Below are 21,072 nucleotides of genomic sequence, written 5' to 3'. Positions count from 1 at the left end.
CCAGGGGACGGGACAGTCAGGACCGGCTCGCTCGACGTCGTAGACGGCAACTTAGCGCTCATAGGTCACCACAATAGGACGCTGCAGTGACAGAGCGGGGCAGATCACAGCCGAGGTGTGAGCTGCACGTGACGTTGGGGGGTGGGCGCCGCTACCAGAGCCCCGCCCCGGGGTCTTGGGACGGCTTCGGGGCGGTGGTCTTCTTCGGCTTGGCAGGCCCCTTCTTGCTGTGGAGGCCACGGCGGACCTCGTCCTCATAGAGGGCGTGGTTCAGTTCGAGCAGACGGTCGTTCATCTCGATCTGTACATCGGGGTCAACGGTCCAGCGCAAGCCGTGGACGGTCTCGTGGAAGTCATGGTTCAGCGCGAGCGGCGTCCAGCCGAACTGCGCGGCGAGGGGGTGCGCGAGGTATGACTCGGCGACGGCCTCGTCGATCTCGACGTGGATCTCGCGTAGCCGCTGAATATCGGCGTCAAGATTCGCCGGGCGGTGCACCTCGTTGTAGAGGTCGGTCATGCCGAGTTGCGGGTTTCGCGTCAGCTGAACATGGCGACGGTAGATGTTCAGGTCATCGCCAGCTGCGCGGATGCGGGGAGTGAGGTCCGGTTGAGGGAAGGTGTCGAAGCCGTCAGAAGGGGTGTAGCGCGGGTCTGATTTCATCGTCGACTCGCCCTTGACGGTCCACCAGTTAAAGTGCCAGGCACTCGTCAGGAGCGCGAGCATGGATTCATGGTGAGGCGTATAGAAGACCACCAGCTGGTCAGAGAAGACCTGCCCGTTTGGGATGATGCTCGGCATTCCATATTTGCTCATACGTCCCATCACGAGTACACGACGATAGCTAGCGATGGCCTCGCGCAACTCAGGACGTCGACGGTGGTGCTGCCACCAACGGGAAGCGCTTTCCGTCCCGGACGTTAGACTCGGTTGAATTCGATGTTCGAGAAAGCTGAAAACCTCCGGGAAATCCCGAGCTCTCTCGATTGGCATGTCATTGAAGTCAATAGCCCAACGCGTTGCCGATGAATCGGGGCGGTTATTTACCTCATCGCCGGTGATGTATGGAAAGATCACTTGCATATTGCTGGTGTTCGCGGCAAGCATCTTCTGGGCCTGCGTGTCATCAATAACAAATGGTGAGCGAACCTGATATCCATTGGGGGCCTGGCCGGTGTAGGCGGCTAGCAAGCGGGGCGCCCCCGATACTCGGGACGGCTTAGTCAAATTCGAGCTGATGCTGGGGGAAGAAATTCCACCAAGAATAGCCTCTTCATTTTCTCCAGTATCACCGAGCCAGATTAGTGAGACATAAACGCTCGCCTCGCCAGGCCAGGGCTGAGATTTGATCGCACGGAAGATCTTCCTGTCATGAGTTGCTGCCCTCGCGAGGCCGACTTCCCTCGAATCACCCTGTGCGATGGTGTTTACGGCGATGAGTCCAGTCCGCCGCCCCTGGGCCAGTTGCAAGTTCCTCAGCAGGAAATAAGTGCAAAGGTCAGCACGTCCGCCAGCAGTAAATCCGTCAGAGACTACCTGCCCAATGTAACCGAGAACGTCCTTGCCAATTCGGCCGCTGATCTCGGTGCCACCGATGAACGGCGGGTTGCCCACCACCGCGTCGAAACGACGGTTTCCACGAAGGGGGTCGGCGATGATCTCCGGGAACTCCAGCGGCCAGTGTAGCGGGCGCAGGCGGGTGTTTCGCGGCCCGTCACTGGGGCCAAGTAGCCAGTCGTCGACGATGGCGCGTGCCTTGACGGTTGAGTCTTCGTCGCCCAGGAGCGCCCGCTCGACGAGGTCGGCAATGGAGGCGAGGCGATCGTTGTAGGCATCGTCGGACTTGGTAGTGGCGGTAGACAGTTTTGCACCGACCACGGTATCCGCGGCAAGCCGCAGTCTTTCGGTCAGCGACTCGGCCTTGGCGAGCTTCGCTGCCTTCGTCCGCGCATCTCGGATGTCGATCACCTCGTGCTCTTCGATGTCACGGCGCAGTTCCGCGGCCTGCGACAGCAAGGGGCCGATGACCTTGTCGAGCTCATCAGTGAGGCGGAGCTTCATCCGACCCTCGCTGGGCTTGAGGTGAAACGCCTCGATCTGATCGACCGTTAGGCAGCCAATGAGCGAATCCCCACACCGCAGAGCGTGATCAACAAAGTTGAAAGGTCGCCCCTTCGCGAGGGTCACCAGCCACAGCGAGAGCTTCGCGAGCTCAACCGCCATCTCGTCGATGTCGACACCGTACAGGCAGCGGTCGGCGACCATACGGCGAGCTTCGAGGAGCAGGGCGTCCCGGTCGTCACGCTGCTCACCCAAGCGCTCGGAGACTCCTGTCGGAATCTCGTCGCGCTCCCACGCCTCGACGACGCGCTCTGACAGGTACCGACAGGCGGAGACGAGGAATGCGCCAGAACCCATTGCAGGATCGAGGATCTTGAGCGCCAACAGTTCCGAGGCCGGCCGCACTCGCCACTCCGCTGGCTGGGTGCCGTCGGCAGGCCTCGGGATTCCCTCTGGTGAGCCGGGTGAGAAACAGAGCGGGTCGAGGGTGTGGAGGACAATCTCCTCGGCAAGGACGCGTGGGGTGTAGTGGGTGCCGGAGTCACGGCGGTCGCCGACCTGGGTGACGATGACCGTCCCCTCAGGGTGGACGATCGGCTCATCGCGAAGGTCGGAGCGCAGGAGGCCGAAGAACGGCCGGACGCGAGCTGCGAGCTCGGGGTTGTTGTCGCAGGCCGCGTCAAGTGTGCCGATCGCTGCGCCGGTCGGTTTGGTTGTCAGCGCAGAGGTGAATTGCTTTGCCGTCAGGTCGGCGAGCTTGGTGGTCTCGGCCTGAAGACGTCCGCTCGTTTGCCAGGCTTCGAGGTCGGCGAGCTTGACGTTGATGCTGGCCTTGCCCTTGAGCCCGAGATGGGTTTCGTTGAGCCGGACGGCGGAGTGTTCGAGCAGGCCTTCGTAGACGTGGCCGATCTGTTCGACATCAAGGCCCTTATAGGACAAGTGTTCCGTCGAAGTGACCTTGCCTGCCAGTGTAATGCGCTTGAGCTTGATCAGCGCGTCGAGCATGGCGAATACGACGCGATCGGTGACCTTCAACCGTTCCAGCCACGGAAACCGGTTCGGATCGAACAGTGATCCGCCGTATGCGGGGATCCACATGTCCGGGTGGCGCGCGCCACCGTGCACAGCACGGAAGGTGGCAAGCAGAGTAGGCCACGCAGCCTGCCAACGGTCCGCGATCGCGGCGTCGTCCTGGTCGAGACGATCGTAGAGCTTGGTGACCGCGTACGAGTCCGCATACAGCTCGTCGTCGGCAGGCAACAACCCCTGTTCTTCCGCATAGAGGAGGAAGACGATGCGCATCATCACCGTCAGGGCTGCACGGTAGACAGTTCGTGGAGCGACACCTTCCAGCACTGTGCCATCAGCCTCGCGGTCAAGCCGGGAGAGTTCCGCCACGAGGAGTTCCACGGCTGCCCGGACCTGCCGGCCGAGGGTCTTGGTGACGGTGGTGGTGTCGGCGGCGGTGCGGGTGAACAGGGCGGCGAGGGAATCGGTGTCGTTGCCATCGCGGTCCTTCGGCGCGATCGCGGCGCAGCGGGCGCCGAGGAGCGTGACGAAGGCGCGCAGGAGCAGCGGCTCATCGAACCAGATGTCGGCGTCGAAGATCGCGACAGAGGTCGGCACTGACGGGCGGGCGTGGACGAGGACCCACAGACGGCCGTTGCTAAGCAGTGCGAGGGGCACGGCCCGTCGCCGACAGAGCTCGGCGGCCTGTTCTGCCAATGACGGCAGGCCCTTCCGGGCGCGGGTGAGGGACTCGCCCCACGGGCGCCGGTAGATCAGGGCGCGTTCGGCAGCGCCGTGCAGGCCGCTGGTGGGGTCGGCCGGACCCATGAGCAGCGCGTCGGGGGCCGTGCCGGAACCGTCGGACAGCTCGCGCGGCAGCATCGAGCCCTGGCGCAGTACCTGGCCCCGGTAGTCGAGCAGCTCGTCCAGGACCAGATTCTGCCAGACGGAGCAGAGGGTCGCCGGGTCGGCTTCGAGCTCCGCCCACGCCTGTCGGGTGCGCGCGCGCAGCGGCGTTTCGACAACGCCGAGACCCTGAGGAAACGCCTCGGCAAGGATCTTCGCCGTGAGGAATGGGCCGTCCGGGCGCAGCAGGTTGAGCCACTCGGCATGTTGCTCGATCGGCTTCTGCTGGGGCGACTTCGGAGAGCGAGTACGGGGTGGCATCAGCGACCTGCCTGGTGTGCGGGAGTGCCTACGGTCAATGAGGCAGGGACGAGGAAGGTGACCGCGGCGGGGAATCGGCGGGCGACCGGATCGGCGTAGCGGTGGCGCAGGGCAGCAGCCTCGGATTCGCGCTGCCCGGGGATGGCGGTGAGGCGTGCATTCAGTTCGGCGTGGTCCTTCGTCAGCTGCTCGCGTTCCGGTTCGAGAGTGAGCAGTGAACCCTGGCGCCATTGCGGGTTCTCGTCGAGGGACTCCCGGATGTTGCGTTCCAGCTCGGTCAGGACCGTCTGCATCGCCTTGACGTCCTCCTCGCAGCGCTTTTCGAGGACCTTGCCCTGCTTGCGTGCGATCTTGTTCGACTCGGCTGCCAGGGCCTTGCGCAGCGGGGTTTCCAAGGCCCCCCACAGCCCGGTGAGTCGTTCGAGGACTTCGGCCGGTGGTGCGTCCTGTGAGGCGGCAGCGAGCCAGCGCTCCAAGACGTCAGGATTCTTCTCCACGGCCAGTTTGCCGTGCTCGATCAGGCCGCCGGCCAGAGCGATCTGCTCGTGCAGGCGCACACCGCGGTTCCCGGTCAGCACGACACGGCCGTGAGCAATGACTGCCGGGCTGCGCAGCAGATCACCGGGGACGACCCGGGCGGTGACACGGGATAGGTGTGCGCCGTATTCACCCTGGGACCACAGTTCGGCGCGCAGCAGGCGCAGGCACAGGTCGACCAGGCGGTGGTTCAGGTGCAACAGGACGACGTCGGTGCGTCCGGCATAGTCCTGTTCGAAGGTGACCGGGCGTTCCTTGCCGCTCACCGGATGCCGCAGGCCGTCGTTTCGGGCCTGGGCCCACCCCGCTTTCAGCTCCGGGAGCTTGAAGCAGCGTGCGTTGACCCCCTTGGGCGACGGGACGTCGATCAGGTCCTTATTGTGGGCCAGACGCAGTGCGGTACGCACCACACGCTCAATCGTCTGTGCGTTCAGATTCAGCTCGGTGCGGCTGCGGGTGAGCTGGTCCTGGGCCTGTTGCAGGTCGTGCGCCAGGTTCCGTTCGATCTTCAGCACGGCCTTGCCGGCCCGCCGCTGGATCTCCCTGTCGGTTGTCTGCCAGCTGGAGCGCTTGCCGAGCATCTTCTGTTCGACCTGACTGGCGATCACTTCGCCGGCGCTGCCGAGGTCGGTGCGGATCTGTTCGACCTTACGCACCGCGACGCCGAGGAATGCCATCGCGTCCTCAAGGGTGCCCTCGGTGAATCCGGTGTCCTCCTCGCGCTGGCGGTCCCAACCCTGAGGGACGAAGTGCACGATCTCGACCTTGTCGGCGGTCTGGCCGTGCCGGTCCACTCGACCGTTGCGCTGCTCAAGTCGGTTGGGATTCCATGGGATTTCCCAGTGCAGTACGCGATGGCAGTGGTTCTGCAGGTTGATGCCCTCGCTTGCCGAGTCGGTTGCGAGCAGGATCCGGACCGGGTCGACGTCGAGGTCGTCCTGGAAGACATTCTTGACGCGCTCGCGCTCGTCGAGGTCCTGGCCGCCGTAGAGCTGAGCAATGGCCTCGCTCGGAACTCCGGCGCTAATCAGCCGTTCATGCAACCAGCGTTGCGTGTCGCGGTATTCGGTGAAGACGATGACCCGCTCACCGTCCCAGCGGCCAGCCACGCCGTCGGCTCCGTCATGCTGCACGATTCCACGCAGCCAACCGAGGAAGGCGGTGAACTTACTATCGGCCTTGTCCGAGTTGGTCAGACCCCAGTCCCTTAGCCCCTCCAACAGGGCCTTCTCGGTGGCGGACAGCGGGGGGGAGAACTTGCGGGCAGTGGCGAGAGCGCTCCGGGCAGCAGCCTCGAATGCGGTGTCGTCCTCGGCTGTCTCCTCCAGCTGCTCGATCATCTTGGCGAGGACCTTCTCCAGCGCCGTATACGAGCTGTGGTCGTCATCACGTTCGGCCGTGTCCTGCCGCGCCCGGGCGAGCATCGTCCCCAGATGGGCCTCCACCGTGTTGGCAAACGCCTTCGGGCTGGACAGGAAGCGACGTTTGAGCAGTGTGACCACGAAGTCCGCCGCGCGGCTCGGTGCCATACCCTCCAACATCAGCTGTCCGGAGATCGCTTCTCGGCGGGACTGGGCGTACAGGTCGAGCTTCGCATAGGCATCACGTGTGGCAGCGTCGTAGGCGACCTCCAAAGGGTGGTCGAGGTCCCGTTCCGGAAAGCGTGGACGGCCGTCCCACATCGGCGGCAGGTCCCGCTTCAGTCGGCGCACCATCACCTGCGCCTTGGCCTCCTCCGAAGGCTCCAGGGTGCGGGCGAAGCGGTGACTGTCGAGCAGCGCCAGCAGCGCGGTGAAGGATTCCAGGTAGCCGTTGTGCGGGGTCGCCGATAGGAACAAGCGGTGCTCGGTGTGCGGAGCAAGAGTTTTGATCGCGTTGGTGCGTTGCGAGTCGACCGCGTACTTTCCAGAACCGGAGGGCGCACAGGTGTGCACTTCGTCGACCACGAGCAGATCGAAGGTGCGCGGGTACTGAGGCACCGACGGCAGGATCGAGCGCAGCAGCGCCAAGGGCCGATCCCGCTTGAGCCAGTCGATCGAGACGATCAAGCGCGGGTAGTGCGTCCACGGGTTCGCGTACAGGCTGCGTGACCTCCGCAACTCCTTCAGGAGCTCCGCATCTACGATCTTGAAAGGGAGCCCGAACTTGTCCCGCATCTCATCGCGCCATTGCAGAGTGAGCGAGGCAGGGCAGACGATCAGCATCGTCCGCGCGCGATGCCGCAGCATGAGTTCCTGCATTACAAGACCTGCCTCGATGGTCTTGCCAAGACCGACGTCATCCGCAATCAGCAGGTTCGTACGAGGCATCTGCAGCGCCCGTACCACCGGGTCGAGCTGGTAGTCCTCCGGCTTCACCCCGGAACGGAAAGGGGCCTGCAGCAGAGTCTTGTCCGCCGTGGCCACCGAGCCCCAGCGCACCGCGTCCAGGAAGGCATCCAACTTTGCCGGATCGTCGAACCCAGCCTCGGGAGACGGCAGGGTGTGCTGCTCGCGAGCTGTGGCGCCGGGCTCAAGCTCCCACAGGACGCGAAGCTCCTCGTTGCCGGCGTCGCCGTCCACGGAAACCAAGGAGACCAGGTGCTGTGCTTCGGCGAGCAGAGGACTGCCGGGCTGCTCGACTGTGATGGAGGACCGTTCCACAGCTGTAGCCACCCATGAGCGATTACGCACCGTGACAAGTTGGCCAACGGTCGGCACTGTCACGTCCTGCGCGAACAGGTCCGTCTCGTTAAGCACGTCGGCTCGGCCTTCCTGGTCTTCTGGTTGGTGCGCACCCTCTGGCACACAGACACCGAGGACTTCACCCCAGTCCCGCCGAGCCAGCGGAAGCATCCAGCAAGCTTATCGTTCGAGGCCAGTGTTCCGTGTGGTTAAGCCTCATGAAGGTGTTGGGTGCGTCCGGGCCAGAGCAGGGCCCTCTTCACGATGCGGTGAGGGCCCACAGGATTGTTCGGATCGGGATGCGTTCCTGCTCCAGGCGTAGGCGTGGCCGGTGGGTGCCGAGGCGTAGCTCGCGGTCCACCTCGGCTTCGTCCGGGGTGAGGTGGGCAGGTGTCTCGGCTGTCTGGGTCTTCTCCTCGCCCCAGTGTGCTCGGTGGGCGAGGAGGGTGTCGCGGTCCATGAGGAACGACCGGGTGTGGGGGAAGTGGCGGCGGACCTGGCTGAGGATGGCGAAGCCGTGGGTGTCGATGTCGCCCCAGTACCGAAGGTCGATGTCGGCGAGCCAGGGTAGGTAGCGCAGGAGTGCGGCGGCGTAGCCGGCGCCGAGGATGGCGATGGCGCCGGGGACGTCAGGCAGGGACAGGTAGGTGATTTCGTTTTCGAGGACGAAGACGGTGCGGATGCCCGGGGGTGGTGCGGTGAGCTCGTTCGCGCGGACGGTGATCTCGCTGAACGGGCCCAGCTGGTTGCCGAGGTAGCGCAGGCGTACGTAGGGTGGCTTGGTGAGGAAGCCGTAGCGCGCGGCGAAGTCGCCCTTCGGAGCGTTGGCGTGGATGCGGCCGGTGGGCAGGGCGTGGTCGAGGAGCTCGCCGAGAATGCCCTTGCTGCTTTCGATGAACTTGGTGTCGACGCCGGGGACGTCGACCTGTCGCAGGTAGATCGGGCCGCTTTCGTGGTCCCGGATCCAGTGCACGGTGTCGACGAGCTGCTGCCAGTGGGTGTGGGCCTGGAGCACTTTCATCGGGTGGGTGGCCATCCACTGGGCGAGGTGGGGGTTTTGCCGAGTGGTGCGGGCGTGGAGATCGTCGAACAGGCCGACTTGTGCGCCGACTCCGAGGAGGGACCAGAGGTCTTCGCGGGTGTCGACCCAGACCCGCTCGGGGATGGTGTTCGCTGCGGTGTTGTTGCGACCCCCGATGTTCTTCGTCTGGATCCGCAGCCGGGGGTGCCGGCCAGCTGCCCAGGATTCCGCCCACTCCCGGGCCTGTTCGTAGTGCTGGGTGGCGTCGGCCGCGAGGGGGCCCTTGAGTGGAATGCCGATGGGCTCGAAGGGAAGATTCTGCGCGGCCGCGGCGAGGTGGAGCCCGCTGGTCCACCTGCGGCGAAGTACTGCGACGACCTGGTCGGGACGGGTCCACTGCGGCGGGGTCACGACCGGGCCTCCGGCTGAGAAGCCGACTGGTGAATCGCCGCCTTCTGCTCGCGGTACTCCTCGATGGTGAGCGTGGCCAGCCGTGAGTGGATCTCGTCGGACTTGTAGACGTACCCGACGCGGCTGACGTGGGGTTCGATCACGTGGAGCTTCTGCAGCGGGGTGACGACGAGGAGCTGGAGCCCGAGCCGGTGGAACAGGCCCAGGCCGAAGTGGGCGGCGTCGTCGTCGCCGCGCCCGAACGCTTCGTCGATGACGACGAAACGGAACGTCTTGTCGTTCTTCGCCTCGGGGTCGATGCGGAACTGGTAGGCCAGGGAGGCCGCCAGGATGGTGTAGGCGAGCTTCTCCTTCTGGCCGCCGGACTTGCCGCTGGAGTCCGAGTAGACCTCGTACTCGGTGTCGTCGGCACGGCTGCACTCACTGGCGGAGAAGGTGAACCAGCGGCGGACGTCGGTCACGCGGGCGGTCCACTGCGCGTCCCTCTCGGTCTCGTCGGGGCGGCCCTTGAACCGGTCGATGAGGCGCTTGACCTGGAGGAACTTCTCCTCGGTGTACGCGTTGTCGGTCTCGGTGGCGAGTGCGTCGGTGGTGCATTCGAGCAGGTCGCGCCGGAAGTCCCGGATCTCGACGTTGGCGGTGGGCACGGCGTTGAGGCGGACGTAGCGGCCGGGGCCGTAGTCGATCTCCTTCAGCGATTCGTTGATGACGCCGATGCGTTCACGGATCTCCTGTTCCTGGACGCGCAGGCGGGCCTGGAACGAGGCGATGTCGCGGATGACGTTGGTGCGCAGGTAGTGCTGGAACTGCGCCTCGAACCTGGGAAGGTTGTCGCTGACCAGCTGGTCGTGGAGCGCGCGGTAGTTCTTGGCGGAGCCGAGGGTGTTGTCGAGGTCGTTCGCGTCCTGGCGGTATGTGGCGCGGAAGGACGTCATCAGCGCCGTGGCGTCGCTGGCGGCGTTCTGGAGGGCTCGCTGCTGGCTCTCGACGGTGCGGCTGATACTGGCGAACGCCTGGGCCTCCGCTGTCTGCAACAGTTCCAGGTGCCGCTCCTCCGGAGCTGAAGGCGGCAGGAAGGCCGCCAGCGCGCCCGTGTGGCCGGCCAGGGCGGCGAGGTCGGACTGTTCGAGGACCGCGGAGGTCGCCGAGAGCTGGGCCGTCACCTTGCTGCGCTCGTTGCGGATGCCGCCGAGCTTCTCGCCGCCGGCGCGGACGGCGTCTTGGCCGCTCTTGATCTTGGTGTTCGTTCGGTGGAGTTTCGCAGTGAGCTTGTCGAGGCCGATCTCGGCCTCGAGGTCGTTCTTCTGCTGCTCCACCTGTTCGAGCTCGGCAACGGACGTCCGCCAGTCGATGTCGTTGTAGGAGGAGACGTTCCCAAGGAGCGTCAAGGCCTCACCGATGCCGGCCCGTTCCTTCTTCCGCCGCGCGATCTCGCTGGTTCGCGTGGTGATGGCCGCGCTCTCCTTGGTGAGTTGGGCGGCCTTGGCGAGGAGCGCGTCCAGCTTCGCCTGGTTGGACCAGCCGAGAACCCAGGAGCTCCGGTCGTCGATGCGGGTGGCGTCATTCTTCTCGTGCCGGCCGCCGCCGCCCTTGATCAGGCCCTGCCACGTCACTGCGGGCCGGGCGGAGCGGGTGAAGGCGTCCAGGTCGGCCGCGCACACGTAGTCGGCGCGGGTCTTCAGCTGTGTGGCGAGCCAGTTGCGCGCCCAGCTGTCGTGCCGGAGTTCGAGCTTGCCGGTCAGCACGTCCCGGTCCTGCGGCAGCTCCGCGGCCGGTACCTGGGCGGGCACCTTGTAGTACACCAGGCGCAATCCGAGGTGCCGTCCGTTCACCCACTCCGAGACCCGGGAGTACTGGGCTTCGGGGACGAGAAGGGACAGCGCGAAGCCGCGCAGGACACGTTCGGCCGCGCCGGCCCAAACGGCTTCGTCGTCGCGGACCTGGATCAGTTCTCCCGCGAAGGGGAGCTCATCGACAGAGACGCCCGCCTCGGCCGCGAGGCTCTGCCGCAGCGCGAGGAGCTTGGCGGGGATGCTGGAACGCTGGCTCTGCAGGCTGGTGATCTCCTGCCGGATTTCGCCCGTCTCCTTGTCGTTGTTGTGGCGACCCACTGCCAGCGTGTCGAGTTCCTCGCGTTCCCGCTCCTCCAGGCGCGTGGCGTGCGCACGCGCCTCGGCGATCTGGCCGGCGCGTTCACCGAACGACACCGCGTCGCTGACCGGCTCCAGGCCGGCCGTTCCGAGCCAGCCCGCGTATTCGCCGGCTCGGCCGCGGCGCCGGTCACGCTCACCTCGCAGCTCCCCGATCCGGGCGTCCAGCCGGACGAGCTTCTCCCCGCCGGCTCCGTCGATCTGGCGCTGAAGGGTATCGGCGCTCTGACGGAGCAGCTCAAGGTCCGCCTCGCGCCGCTCCTGCTGCGCGGCGAGCTCCTCGATGCGGCCGTGCAGTTCGGTGTCGCGCTTCCCCAGGGCGTCATGGCGATGCTGGGCGAAGAAGACCGGGAGGACGTCGCGGCGCCGCTTGAGCGCGTCGATGTCACGCTGGATCTCGTCACACTTGTCGCAGGCCTGCACGATCGGCCCGAGAACGGCGATCATCGCCTTCGCCCGCACGACCTCGCTGTGGCTGGCGGTCAACGCGTTGGAGTGCGTGACGATCTTGTCGACCTCGGTCTCGGCGTCGAACGGTTCGAGCATCCGCTCGCGGACGAACTCGTCCAGGCTCCCCACAGCCTTCATCGACACCGTCTGGTGGAACAGGTCCAGCGCCTGGTCGCTGGGGATGCCGAGGCCGCGGCGCAGGGTCTTCGCGTAGGGCGGATAGCTGTTGTGGATCGTCGCGCCGTTGCGCCGCAGGCGCTGGCGCAGGTCGTTGATGTCGTTCCCGAAGTCGGTGAAGTGCGCGCCGATGGACATCGGGGTGTCGGCGGTGACGTAGAACCGGTCCGGCTGTCCCGTGTTGGCATCGGGAACCCAGAACACCTGGGCGAGTGTGACGTGGAGTCCGAGGGTGTAGTTGGTGAACACGCCCAGGACCACGCTGTGGGAGGAGGAGCCGCGAAGAGGGATCGGGCGGGTGCTGTTCGTCGCCTCGACCCGCTCGGTCTTGTAGTGGCCGAGCACGTACGAGCGCAGGTTCCGCTCCTTCGCGTCGGCGCCGGCGGCCTTGTTGTAGGCGATCTTGTTGGCCGGCAGCAGCAGGGTGGTCATCGCATCCACCAACGTGGACTTGCCGGAACCGACTCCACCGGTCAGTAGAGCGCTGCGGCCATCGATCCCGAAACTCCAGATGGTCCGGTGGAACGTGCCCCAGTTGAGTACCTCCAGACTGGCCAGCCTGAAACCCGGGCCAACGCCGGGAAACCCGTCGGCGGGCCCTGACTGCCGGGGAATGAGGGACGCTGCCGTGGTGGTGGTAGTGCTCATTCGTCGCCCTCCGGCGTGATGGTCTCGCGGTAAGTGGAAAGCAGGTCGTTGAAGTCGCTGAGGACCTGGGCGTCGACGAGAGCCTTGATGTGCCGTCGGACCTCGTACAGGCCGGGCTGCTTGGTCTGGCGCAGCGCCTTCAGGTCGCACAGCTTCTTGATGTGGCTGTCGATCTGGTCAACCAGCTGCGCCTCGTTGCTGCGCGGCGGCAGGAAGCCGCGGACCATCTCGACAAGGTCGTCGCGGGACAGCAGCAGGCGGGTGTCGCCGGAGGTGGCGTCGCTCTCCGCGAGACGCCCGCGCAGGAGGACCAGCATCAGGCTGACGGCGAAGGAGAGCCGGTGGCGTGTCACCAGCCGCGGCATCGTGACACCGTCGTCGCGTGCCTCGGGGTCGAGCTGCCGGGTGTAGGCGTAGCCCTCCGCGACGTCGACCACGACGTCCAGGCCGATCACCCGGAGGTAGTCGCCGATCGCTGTCTGATGCGCGGTGATCTGCTCCCAGACCGCCGGCGCGTCACTCTGGTACAGCACACCGGCTTTCAGCAGATGCACGACGGGCACGGACAGTGCGTCGCTCACGCTTGTTCCACCTCTCCGGCGGCCGTGCCGCCCTCGTTGAGCACGAAGGTCACCTGCGGCACCGTGGCCACGGTGTGCGTAGCTGCGCTCTGCCCCGGTGCGTCGACGCGCTCGTACACCACCTCGCGGGTCTGCTCGGAGTCGATCACCACGTCCAGACCCGGCCGCTGCAGTTGGAAGTAGGTCAGGAGCTCGGCGAGCCCCAGTGTCAGCGGGAAGCGGTCCACGACCGCTGCCAAATTCGCCTGACCGCTCGGGCTCTCTTCGAGCAGCGCCAGCACCTGTCCGGCCAGCACCTCGCCGTCCACATGCAGGCCTGCGAACAGCTCCGAGACGTCCACGTCCGCCACGTCGGACGACTCGTCCACCGCGCTGTCCAGCTCCGCCCGCTCGACCGGCATGTACAGGCGCCGCTCCATCGGCAGGACCAGGTCCACCTGCGGGACCTCCAGCTCCATTCCCGGAAGGTCGCGCCGGCCGTCCAGCGCCGTGACGTGGCGCTGGATGGAGCGTGCCAGGACCAGAACCCGGCGGTCCTCCTCCCGCCCCCGATCGGTGAGGAAACGGCGCAGCTGCTCGGTGAGCTGCCGGACCGTGTCCTGGGTGCTCTCGGCCGCTTCGAGCCACGCCCGCGGGATCTTGAGGAGATTCTTGTTGGTCTTGCCGTCCAGTTGCGGCAGCTGGTTCACCTCTTCCAGGAGATCCAGCAGCTCCTCCTGACGGCGGGGCGACAGGAGGTAGTCGAAGAACGCCTGGAAGCTCTGGCCCTGCTCCGAGTCGGCGATCATCTCCCGGTCCATGAGGATGGAGGCCAGCAGCTCGCCCTTGCCGCCCTCGGCACCCGCCACGTCCTGGCGGAAGCCCCGGTCCAGCTCCCGCAGGTTCCCCTCGACCTCCCGGAAGTCCCGCAGCAGGTCGATCGCCATACTCTCCACCTGCTGGTACCGGTCCAGCAGAGCGAACGGCGTCAGCACCTCGAGCTCACCCGCACGCAGCCGCGCGATCCGGGCATCGATCTGGTCCCGTTCACGGCTGAGCTCGTCGATGCGTGCCTGCGGATCCATCTCCGTACCGAAGGCCATCTGCCGCAGCAGGTCGACGATGGTGCCCAGGCGGGACTCGGTACCGATGAACGAGCGCGCCGGCAGGGACCGGACCCAGGCGACGGCCTTCTCCAGGGCGCTGGTCGCGTCGAAATGCGGCTCGTCCTCGCCGGGCGGGTAGTACTTGCGCAGCCAGCCGTTGTTCGTCCACTCAGTCAGGTACTCCGAGGCGGGACGCGGGAACGGGCCCAGCCCCCGCTCGTTGAGGTCGTACAACTGGTCGTCCAGACGGGAGACCAGGATGCCCTCGGGCACCCCCCGCTCGTTCTCGTCAACGAAGACCGTGCCGCAGAACGCCAGCACCAGCGGCGCATGCTCCGCACACAGCAGCCGCCACGCCGGGTGGTTGGACAACCCGGCAACATCGTCGTATTTCACGCATACCTACCCTGCACGATGGATTCAGCGCCGTACCCGGCTCGCACCCCGGGTGGTGGCGCCCACCCTAGAAGCAGCCACTGACAATCAAGGCAAATAGAACATGTGAACCATTTTCCCCAATCGGAAATCTCCTGCGGCGATGGACGTCGGAACCGCAGGCCGCCGGCCGGGCCGACAGGTGTCGGTCACGCGACACCGCACCCGTCTCCATGTCCGTGGCCGGGCATAGGCTGGCTGGCATTCGAACGCATCGCGATGCGTTGTTCGGTTGGGGGAGCGGAAGATGCCGGGGAAGCAGCAGGTGCCTGGCTACAGGGCCAAATTTGTATATGTACTGGTTAATCCGGAGATGCCCGGTCTTGTCAAAATCGGCTGGTCCGGCCGCCTTCCGGAGGACCGGGCCCACGAACTGTCGAGGACAGCAGTCCCGCTGCCCTACCAAGTCGCCTACCGCACGCGGACGCTGAAGCACGAGGCGGTCGAGAAGCGGGCCCACCAGCTTCTTGTTGACTACCGAGTCTCCTCGAAGCGGGAGTTCTTCCGGGTTCCCGAGGCGACTGCCGTTCAGGCCGTCCAGCTCGCGCAGGAGCAGGTAACCGGAATCGCCTCGTGGGCACCCTCACCGCACCGTCATCCCGTATCCCCCGATGACCGTGTGGTCATCCCGCTGAGAGCAGGGCAGATCTTTGCTCTGATCGCATACTCCTTCCCTAGCGACGACGCCCCGGAGATCCACGACATCCAGCAGGGCGACGCTGAAGGCAATGTTCTCGAAGTCGGCGAGCCGGAGATCCTCGACATCTGGCAGGCTCACGCCGACGGAGACGTCCTTGAGATCAGTGGAGCTGATCACCCCGGGCATGTGGCCGGCTTCAGCAACCAGGACCCCGGCGGTGACGACGACCCGGTGCCCTACCTCGACCGCTACGGCGAGGTTCGCAACGGAACCCTGATCGGACGGGAGCGCCTCGCCCCCGGCACCCGGCTCGTTTGGCTCGGAGACATAGAGAGCGCGACGCACTGCGAGAGCGTCATCTTCGAAGCCTACGGGCACTGCCAGGTCGTCTGCCGGACATGGAACCCGCAGCCCAACCCGTTCGGCATGCCGCTCCTGCTGAACGATCTTGTTCGAGACCCCTCCCCAGCGATGGCAGCAGCACTGCGGCGTGTCCTCGACCTTGACGACCCGCCCACCCGTGACCCCCGCAACCCAGATCCGCAGAGAGACTGGGCCACAGCGGCGGCAGACCTCCAGCCGCCCGAGTACTGGATGCCTCAGCTGAAGCATCGCCCGAAGAAGTGACACCTCGAACAGCCGACCCCGTGATAGCTGATTCGAGGCCGGCTGGAGTGATGCCTTTCCATGCAGCCCGCCGAAGGTATTCACTGGAATCAGGTGATCGGGACGGTTTTGCCACCGCCCCGCGGCGAATCGGTCGGCAATGGCGCGGCCCCTCGGCTCGACGCCCACCCTGGAGGGCAGAATCATGACTGGCAGGAAGAAGCAGAGCCGCCGACGGTTTCGGCAACACCCGCCAGTACCGCTCCGGCCGCTGGAGCGCGAGCTACACCGACCGTAACGGCCAGACACAGCGGTCCCCGGAGACGTTCGACACCGAACTTGAAACCATCACCTGGCTGGCCCTCGTCAAGGACGATCTCGCCCATGGCCGCCGGACACCACGCACGTCCCCCCTCCAAGGCGTCCTGTTCAAGGACTACGCGCAGGACTGGATCGACAACCGTCCCCTGATGCCCACCACCCGCGGTCTCTACCAGCGCCTGCTTCGGACGCGCCTCCTCCCCACCTTCGGCAACACACCCGTCACCCACATCACCTATGCGAAGGTCCGGGCGTGGAACTCCGAGCAACGCAGTACCACCGCCCCCTCCGTCACCCCCAAGGCGTACCGGCTGCTCAAGTCCATAATGGAAACCGCCGTTGCCGACGACGAGACGCTCCCCCGCAACCCGTGCCGCATTCGCGGTGCGGGCAGCGAGTACCCGGCCGAACGCGGTGTCGCCACCGTGGAGCAGGTCTTCGCGCTCGCCGACAACGTCGGCGACAGGTGGCGGCTCCTCATCCTGCTCGGCGCGTTCGCCACCCTGCGGCCCGAGGAACTGGCAGCCCTGCGCCGGGAGAACATCAACCTCGACAAACACCTGATCAGGATCCGCTCCGCCTCACCGGAACTCCCCAACGGCAGGCGCGTAACCGGCCGCCCCAAATCGAGGGCCGGAACGCGCGTCATCCACCTGCCGGCCTTCCTCGACGACGCACTATGCCTGCACATGGACCGCTACGCCGAACCCGGGCCCCTCGGGCTGGTCTTCGTCGGAGAGAAGGGCGCCCCGTACCGACGCTCAACCTTCGGCCGCAGGTTCAAGGCGGCTCGCACCCTCGTCGCGGACCTGCCCGCGAGTTTCACCTTCTACGACCTGCGCCACACCGGAAATACCCTCCTCTCCCAGGAGAACACCAGCCTCAAGGACCTCATGGTCCGCATGGGCCAGAGCACACCACGCGCAGCCCTCATCTACCAGCACTCCAACGACGACCGCCAACACGAACTCGCCGCCAAACTCGACCACCGCGTCCGCACCGGGATCGGCCGGCCGGAGGAGAACGGCCAACGCCCCGGATCGCCGGCTCTGTGATCCGGGGCCCCGAACGTCCGGGGCCTCTGCAACGCGCGGAGGGCGGCCATGGCTTCAGAGACGGCTTCGGTGGTGAGGATGCGGGCCCAGCCACCGGGCTTACCTGCAGTCCGGACCTGGCGCTGCCACACACCGTACGCACCCGACCAGAACCGACGTTCCCTCCGAGGACATGAGCCTGGAAAGCTCATACCCCAGACCCGGCCACAGAGGCGGCGGGACACGGGATCCGCTGCCGTCGGCGGGTCCCTTGCGCTACTCGTGCGCTACTCGTGCACAACAACGACCGGACCGCCGTCACCCACCCACCAAGGGCCGGATCAGGACGCACACGGGAGCGGACATGCGCTGGCAAAGCCTCAGAAACACCTCTAAGAATCCGATCAAGTCTCTACCCAGGAAGGGCATATGACTTGGATACAGGTTCTCTTCTGGAAGCCGGGCGGCACCCGGACTTGGTGGCACCGGCGGCGAGAATCACGCCGGAACCCCAGAGAAATGGCGAGAACCCAAGCTCATAGCTCAAACGCCCGAATTGATCTAGGAATGAACAAGCCCCAGGCCGCTGACCTGGGGCTTTGCACTGGAGCGGGCGACGAGAATCGAACTCGCGCTATAAGCTTGGGAAGCTCATGTTCTACCATTAAACTACGCCCGCCTGATGAGCTGTCAGAGACCGCTCGATCCAGCATCACTGTACCCCATCCGTGACGCCCGTTGCACAGGTGGCGGGGGGACGTGGCGGAGCCGCGGGAGGTGCGGTGGGGGGCGTACTGTGTGGGCCGCGTGAGAGTGCTCCGGTGGGTGGACTTCGGGGCGGCGAGCCGCGGTGTGGAATGTCCGGAACATCCCCTAATGTGACGTCGTCCCGGGGGCTCCGCCGTTCGGGGCACGATGAGTACGGGTGAGTACTGGGGTAAGGATGGGAAGGGGACCGATGGAGCAGCGCGCCGTCGTTCGTTGTGCCGAGGGGCACCTGTTCAGCACCACCACGTTCCCGATGCAGAACCTCGGGCCCGGCCGGCTGGGGCCCGGCAGGCTGATCCGCTGTCCGCAGTGTGGACGGCTGAGGAGTTCGGTGCTGGCCGATGTACGGGAGCTGTCGGCGCCGCAACTGGCCCGGGCGATGCGGCTGGAGGCCGCGGAGTTCCTGGCCTGACGGGCGGCACGAGGACGGAACGGGCCCCGGGCGATTCGTCCGGGGCCGCGTCGTGCACGTAACCTCGAAGCGTGCTGCTCTCTGACAAGGACATTCGGGCCGAGATCGACAAGGGCCGGGTCATGATCGACCCGTTCGACCCCGCGATGGTCCAGCCCTCCAGTATCGATGTGCGACTGGACCGCTTCTTTCGCGTGTTCGAGAACCACCGCTACCCGCACATCGACCCCTCCGAGGAGCAGCCGGACCTGACCCGGCTGGTCGAGCCGGAGGGCGACGACGCGTTCATCCTGCACCCGGGCGAGTTCGTGCTGGCGTCGACGTACGAGGTCATCACGCTGCCGGAGGACGTCGCCTCCCGGCTGGAGGGCAAGTCCAGCCTCGGCCGGCTCGGCCTGCTGACGCACTCCACGGCCGGCTTCATCGACCCCGGCTTCAGCGGGCACGTCACGCTGGAGCTGTCGAACGTCGCGACGCTGCCGATCAAGCTGTACCCGGGGATGAAGATCGGGCAGCTCTGCCTGTTCCGGCTCTCCTCGCCGTCCGAGCACCCGTACGGCTCCGAGCGGTACGGCTCGCGCTACCAGGGGCAGCGCGGCCCGACGCCGTCCCGCTCGTACCTGAACTTCCACCGTACGCAGGTCTGAGGACGCCGGAACACGGAGCGCACGCACAGCGGGCGGTCACCCCTCTCGGTGAGGGGTGACCGCCCGCGGCGTCGTTTCAGGCGCGCTTGGGGCGGGTGACGGCGACCAGTTCGCTGCCGTCCTCGGACAGGCGCAGCTCGGTGCGGAGTTCGGCCAGCTCGCCGAGGTGGTGCAGGTGGGTGCCGCCGCAGAAGATCCGCGCCGGGCCCTCGGGCAGCTCGCAGTGCCACTGGCGGCGGGCGGTCAGCTCGGGGCCGGGGACCTCGATGCGGACCGGGGCGTCGGCGGCGACCCAGGCGGCGAGCTGCTGGTTGACGGCCTCGGTGAGGGCGGGCAGGGCGTCGGCGAGGGCGGGGAGGTCGTCGGTCGCCTCGGTGGTGAAGCCCTTCTTCCGCAGCGACTTGCCGAGCCGGTAGGTGTCGGTGCTCGCCTCGGTGTCCATCACGGAGGTGGCCATCGCGAGGCTGTCGAAGTCCGGGTGGCCGAAGGCGTCGGAGCGGCCCGGGTCCTTGCGCCAGCGCGGGGCGAGCGCGGCGTTCAGGGCGAGGGCGAGCAGGTGGCAGCCGCTGTGCGAGGCACAGAGGGCGGCCCGGCGCTCGGGGTCGACGGCGAGGGCGGCCGGCCGGCCGACGAGGTCGCCCGGGTCGCCCTCGACCACGTGCAGCACCAGCCAGGACCACTCCTCGTCGCCGCGGCGGACCGGGATGTCGCCGCCGACCAGCGGCGCGCCGCCGTCCGGGCCGACGGCGCCGGTCAGGCAGTCGACGACGGGCAGCTCGGTGCCGTCCACGGTGAGGGTGCCGAGGTCGGCGGGCTGGTCGGGCCAGGTGTGGTCGAGCGGGTGGAACGGGGTCGCCGCGGTGACGACCGCGTAGCGGCCGTCGGCGAGCGGATGCACCGCGAGCACCGGTGACTCGCCGGTCACCGCCCCGGCCGGGAAGCTGACGTGGGTGGTGGGGAGGGTCATGCCTGGCTCCGAGCGGTGAAGGTGAGGGTGGGGGAAGGAAGGGGCAGGGGGAGGGAAAGCGGAACGGGCCCCGAGGCGGGGCCCGTCGACCATTCTCCCCCGGCCGGTCGGGGACCGGCCCTGGTCAGCCCAGGGTCGGCAGCTTGATCAGCACCAGCAGCGCCGCCAGCTGCAGCGCGGCCGCGCCGGCCGCCTTGCCCCAGGGCAGGTCGTGCACCCGGCGCACCATGGTGGTCAGCAGCACGGCGCAGAGCAGCCAGGTGGCCCAGCCGACGACCTGGACCACCAGGTTGTCGGACGGCAGGAAGAGGGCCAGCAGCAGCCGGGGTGCGTCCGTCGTCCAGCCGATCAGGACCGCGAGGCCGACCGTCGACTTCCACGGGCCGTCGCCGCCGAACTGGCGGGCCAGCGCGTACGTCACGGCGCCGAGCGTCGCGCCGGCCAGGGTGAAGGCGATCGCGGCGGCGACCATGGCGGTGATCGCGACGGTGAAGGTCGAGTCGACCACGTCGTCGTGGGTCATGCCGATGCCGAGCACGGCGAGCACGCCGTACAGCAGTGAGACGGTGAGCGCGGGCAGCCAGACCTGGTGGTCGCGGGTGCGGTCGAAGGTCGCGGTCGGGGTGCGGAGGATACCGACCAGCAGCTCGCGCCAGTGCGGGCGCGGGCCTGCCGCGTGCGGGGCGGACTGACCGCCGGCCCGGTAGACGCCGACGTTGCCCTGGCCCTGTTCCTGGTAGCCCGTCTGGTAGGGGGCCTGGGGGTACTCCGGGCTGTATTCCTGGCCGTACTCCGGCGGGTGGCCCTGGTACGGCGCGCCCGCGTGCGGGTCCCCGGCGTACGGCGTACCCGCGTACGGCTCGCCCGCGTACGGGTCGGTGCCGACCGGGAACGCCCGGGTGTTGCCGGGCCGGTCGGCGGCGTAGCGGTCGTGACCGCCGGCCGCGCCCCCCGGTATGCCACCCGGTACGTCACCCGGCGCGCCGTTCACCGCCGCGTGCGGGGCCGTGAAGTACTCCGGCCCGTCCGTCTGCCCGTACCCCCCGGGCGCCCCCGCCGAAGGCGGAGGAGCCGACCACCCGCCGGGGGCGTCGGCGCCCTGACCGCTGTCGTATCGATTACCAGCCACGTTCCGACGGTACCCGCCCGGCCGCGCCCGTGGAGGCCGCGCACAGAGCCGGTGCCGGTTTGCAGCGAGCCTGTGACGACGGACGCACCCGGCACCCGGCACCCGCCCGCCGGAGCCCTACCGCTGGGCGGTCACCGCCGGCGCGTGCACCGCCGC

At 67.1% G+C, this 21,072-nt stretch carries 12 protein-coding genes, 1 tRNA gene and 1 pseudogene; 4 read left to right on the top strand and 10 right to left on the bottom strand.

Features of this window, described 5'->3' with window-relative positions:
* Positions 1-151: 151 nt before the first annotated feature.
* From AB0P06_RS00175 to AB0P06_RS00145, 7 genes and pseudogenes are all read right to left on the bottom strand, one after another.
* Positions 152-4,234: a DNA methyltransferase gene (locus tag AB0P06_RS00175; RefSeq protein ID WP_363603839.1), complete on the bottom strand. Its 4,083-nt coding sequence runs from the start codon at positions 4,232-4,234 to the stop codon at positions 152-154.
* Positions 4,234-7,509, bottom strand: a complete 3,276-nt coding sequence (drmD, locus tag AB0P06_RS00170) for a DISARM system SNF2-like helicase DrmD (RefSeq protein WP_363603838.1) — start codon at positions 7,507-7,509, stop codon at positions 4,234-4,236. The genes AB0P06_RS00175 and drmD overlap by 1 nt, the downstream gene beginning before the upstream one ends.
* 184 nt (positions 7,510-7,693) lie before the next feature.
* On the bottom strand, positions 7,694-8,866 hold the full coding sequence (locus AB0P06_RS00165; RefSeq protein ID WP_363603836.1) for a Wadjet anti-phage system protein JetD domain-containing protein: 1,173 nt from the start codon (positions 8,864-8,866) through the stop codon (positions 7,694-7,696).
* Positions 8,863-12,075, bottom strand: a complete 3,213-nt coding sequence (locus AB0P06_RS00160; protein ID WP_363604191.1) for an SbcC/MukB-like Walker B domain-containing protein — start codon at positions 12,073-12,075, stop codon at positions 8,863-8,865. The genes AB0P06_RS00165 and AB0P06_RS00160 overlap by 4 nt, the downstream gene beginning before the upstream one ends.
* Positions 12,076-12,078: 3 nt before the next feature.
* A pseudogene (locus AB0P06_RS00155) lies at positions 12,079-12,291 on the bottom strand (ATP-binding protein); the annotation flags it as partial.
* On the bottom strand, positions 12,288-12,872 hold the full coding sequence (locus AB0P06_RS00150; RefSeq protein WP_363603835.1) for a DUF4194 domain-containing protein: 585 nt from the start codon (positions 12,870-12,872) through the stop codon (positions 12,288-12,290). The pseudogene AB0P06_RS00155 and the gene AB0P06_RS00150, both read right to left, overlap by 4 nt.
* Positions 12,869-14,353: a DUF3375 domain-containing protein gene (locus AB0P06_RS00145; protein ID WP_363603833.1), complete on the bottom strand. Its 1,485-nt coding sequence runs from the start codon at positions 14,351-14,353 to the stop codon at positions 12,869-12,871. The genes AB0P06_RS00150 and AB0P06_RS00145 overlap by 4 nt, the downstream gene beginning before the upstream one ends.
* Positions 14,354-14,639: 286 nt before the next feature.
* On the opposite strand from AB0P06_RS00145, the gene AB0P06_RS00140 reads away from it, so the two are divergent.
* Both AB0P06_RS00140 and AB0P06_RS00135 read left to right on the top strand, forming a co-directional pair.
* The gene (locus tag AB0P06_RS00140; RefSeq protein WP_363603831.1) at positions 14,640-15,659 is read left to right on the top strand and encodes a GIY-YIG nuclease family protein; all 1,020 of its coding nucleotides are present in this window, start codon (positions 14,640-14,642) and stop codon (positions 15,657-15,659) included.
* A gap of 449 nt (positions 15,660-16,108) precedes the next feature.
* Positions 16,109-17,014, top strand: a complete 906-nt coding sequence (locus AB0P06_RS00135; RefSeq protein WP_363603829.1) for a site-specific integrase — start codon at positions 16,109-16,111, stop codon at positions 17,012-17,014.
* Between the two features lie 584 nt (positions 17,015-17,598).
* Here the strand turns inward: AB0P06_RS00135 and AB0P06_RS00130 are convergent.
* Positions 17,599-17,672, bottom strand: a tRNA-Gly gene (locus AB0P06_RS00130).
* Positions 17,673-17,951: 279 nt separating this feature from the next.
* Between AB0P06_RS00130 and AB0P06_RS00125 the strand changes: the two genes are divergently transcribed.
* Both AB0P06_RS00125 and dcd read left to right on the top strand, forming a co-directional pair.
* Positions 17,952-18,173 (top strand): hypothetical protein, encoded by a 222-nt coding sequence (locus tag AB0P06_RS00125; RefSeq protein WP_363603827.1) that lies wholly within the window; start codon positions 17,952-17,954, stop codon positions 18,171-18,173.
* Between the two features lie 71 nt (positions 18,174-18,244).
* Positions 18,245-18,820 (top strand): dCTP deaminase, encoded by a 576-nt coding sequence (dcd, locus tag AB0P06_RS00120; RefSeq protein ID WP_363603826.1) that lies wholly within the window; start codon positions 18,245-18,247, stop codon positions 18,818-18,820.
* Positions 18,821-18,896: 76 nt separating this feature from the next.
* Here dcd and AB0P06_RS00115 read toward each other — a convergent pair whose 3' ends face one another.
* A complete protein-coding gene (locus tag AB0P06_RS00115) occupies positions 18,897-19,787 on the bottom strand; it encodes a metal-dependent hydrolase (protein ID WP_363603825.1) in 891 nt (296 codons plus the stop codon).
* A 124-nt stretch (positions 19,788-19,911) separates the two neighbouring features.
* Positions 19,912-20,916: a YIP1 family protein gene (locus AB0P06_RS00110; RefSeq protein WP_363603824.1), complete on the bottom strand. Its 1,005-nt coding sequence runs from the start codon at positions 20,914-20,916 to the stop codon at positions 19,912-19,914.
* Positions 20,917-21,072: the final 156 nt, after the last annotated feature.

The sequence above is a fragment of the Kitasatospora sp. NPDC088351 genome (assembly GCF_040685575.1).
Taxonomy (GTDB): Bacteria; Actinomycetota; Actinomycetes; order Streptomycetales; family Streptomycetaceae; genus Kitasatospora.
The sequence above is the reverse complement of the archived record's forward strand: the minus strand, read 5'-3'. Positions and strand labels throughout refer to the sequence as shown.

Coding starts and splice junctions, on each gene's coding strand:
- AB0P06_RS00115 (WP_363603825.1), bottom strand. CDS start 19,787: ATGACCCTCCCCACCACCCACGTCAGCTTCCCGGCCGGGGCGGTGACC.
- AB0P06_RS00175 (WP_363603839.1), bottom strand. CDS start 4,234: ATGCCACCCCGTACTCGCTCTCCGAAGTCGCCCCAGCAGAAGCCGATC.
- AB0P06_RS00140 (WP_363603831.1), top strand. CDS start 14,640: ATGCCGGGGAAGCAGCAGGTGCCTGGCTACAGGGCCAAATTTGTATAT.
- AB0P06_RS00125 (WP_363603827.1), top strand. CDS start 17,952: ATGGAGCAGCGCGCCGTCGTTCGTTGTGCCGAGGGGCACCTGTTCAGC.
- AB0P06_RS00135 (WP_363603829.1), top strand. CDS start 16,109: ATGCCCACCACCCGCGGTCTCTACCAGCGCCTGCTTCGGACGCGCCTC.
- AB0P06_RS00160 (WP_363604191.1), bottom strand. CDS start 12,075: ATGACCACCCTGCTGCTGCCGGCCAACAAGATCGCCTACAACAAGGCC.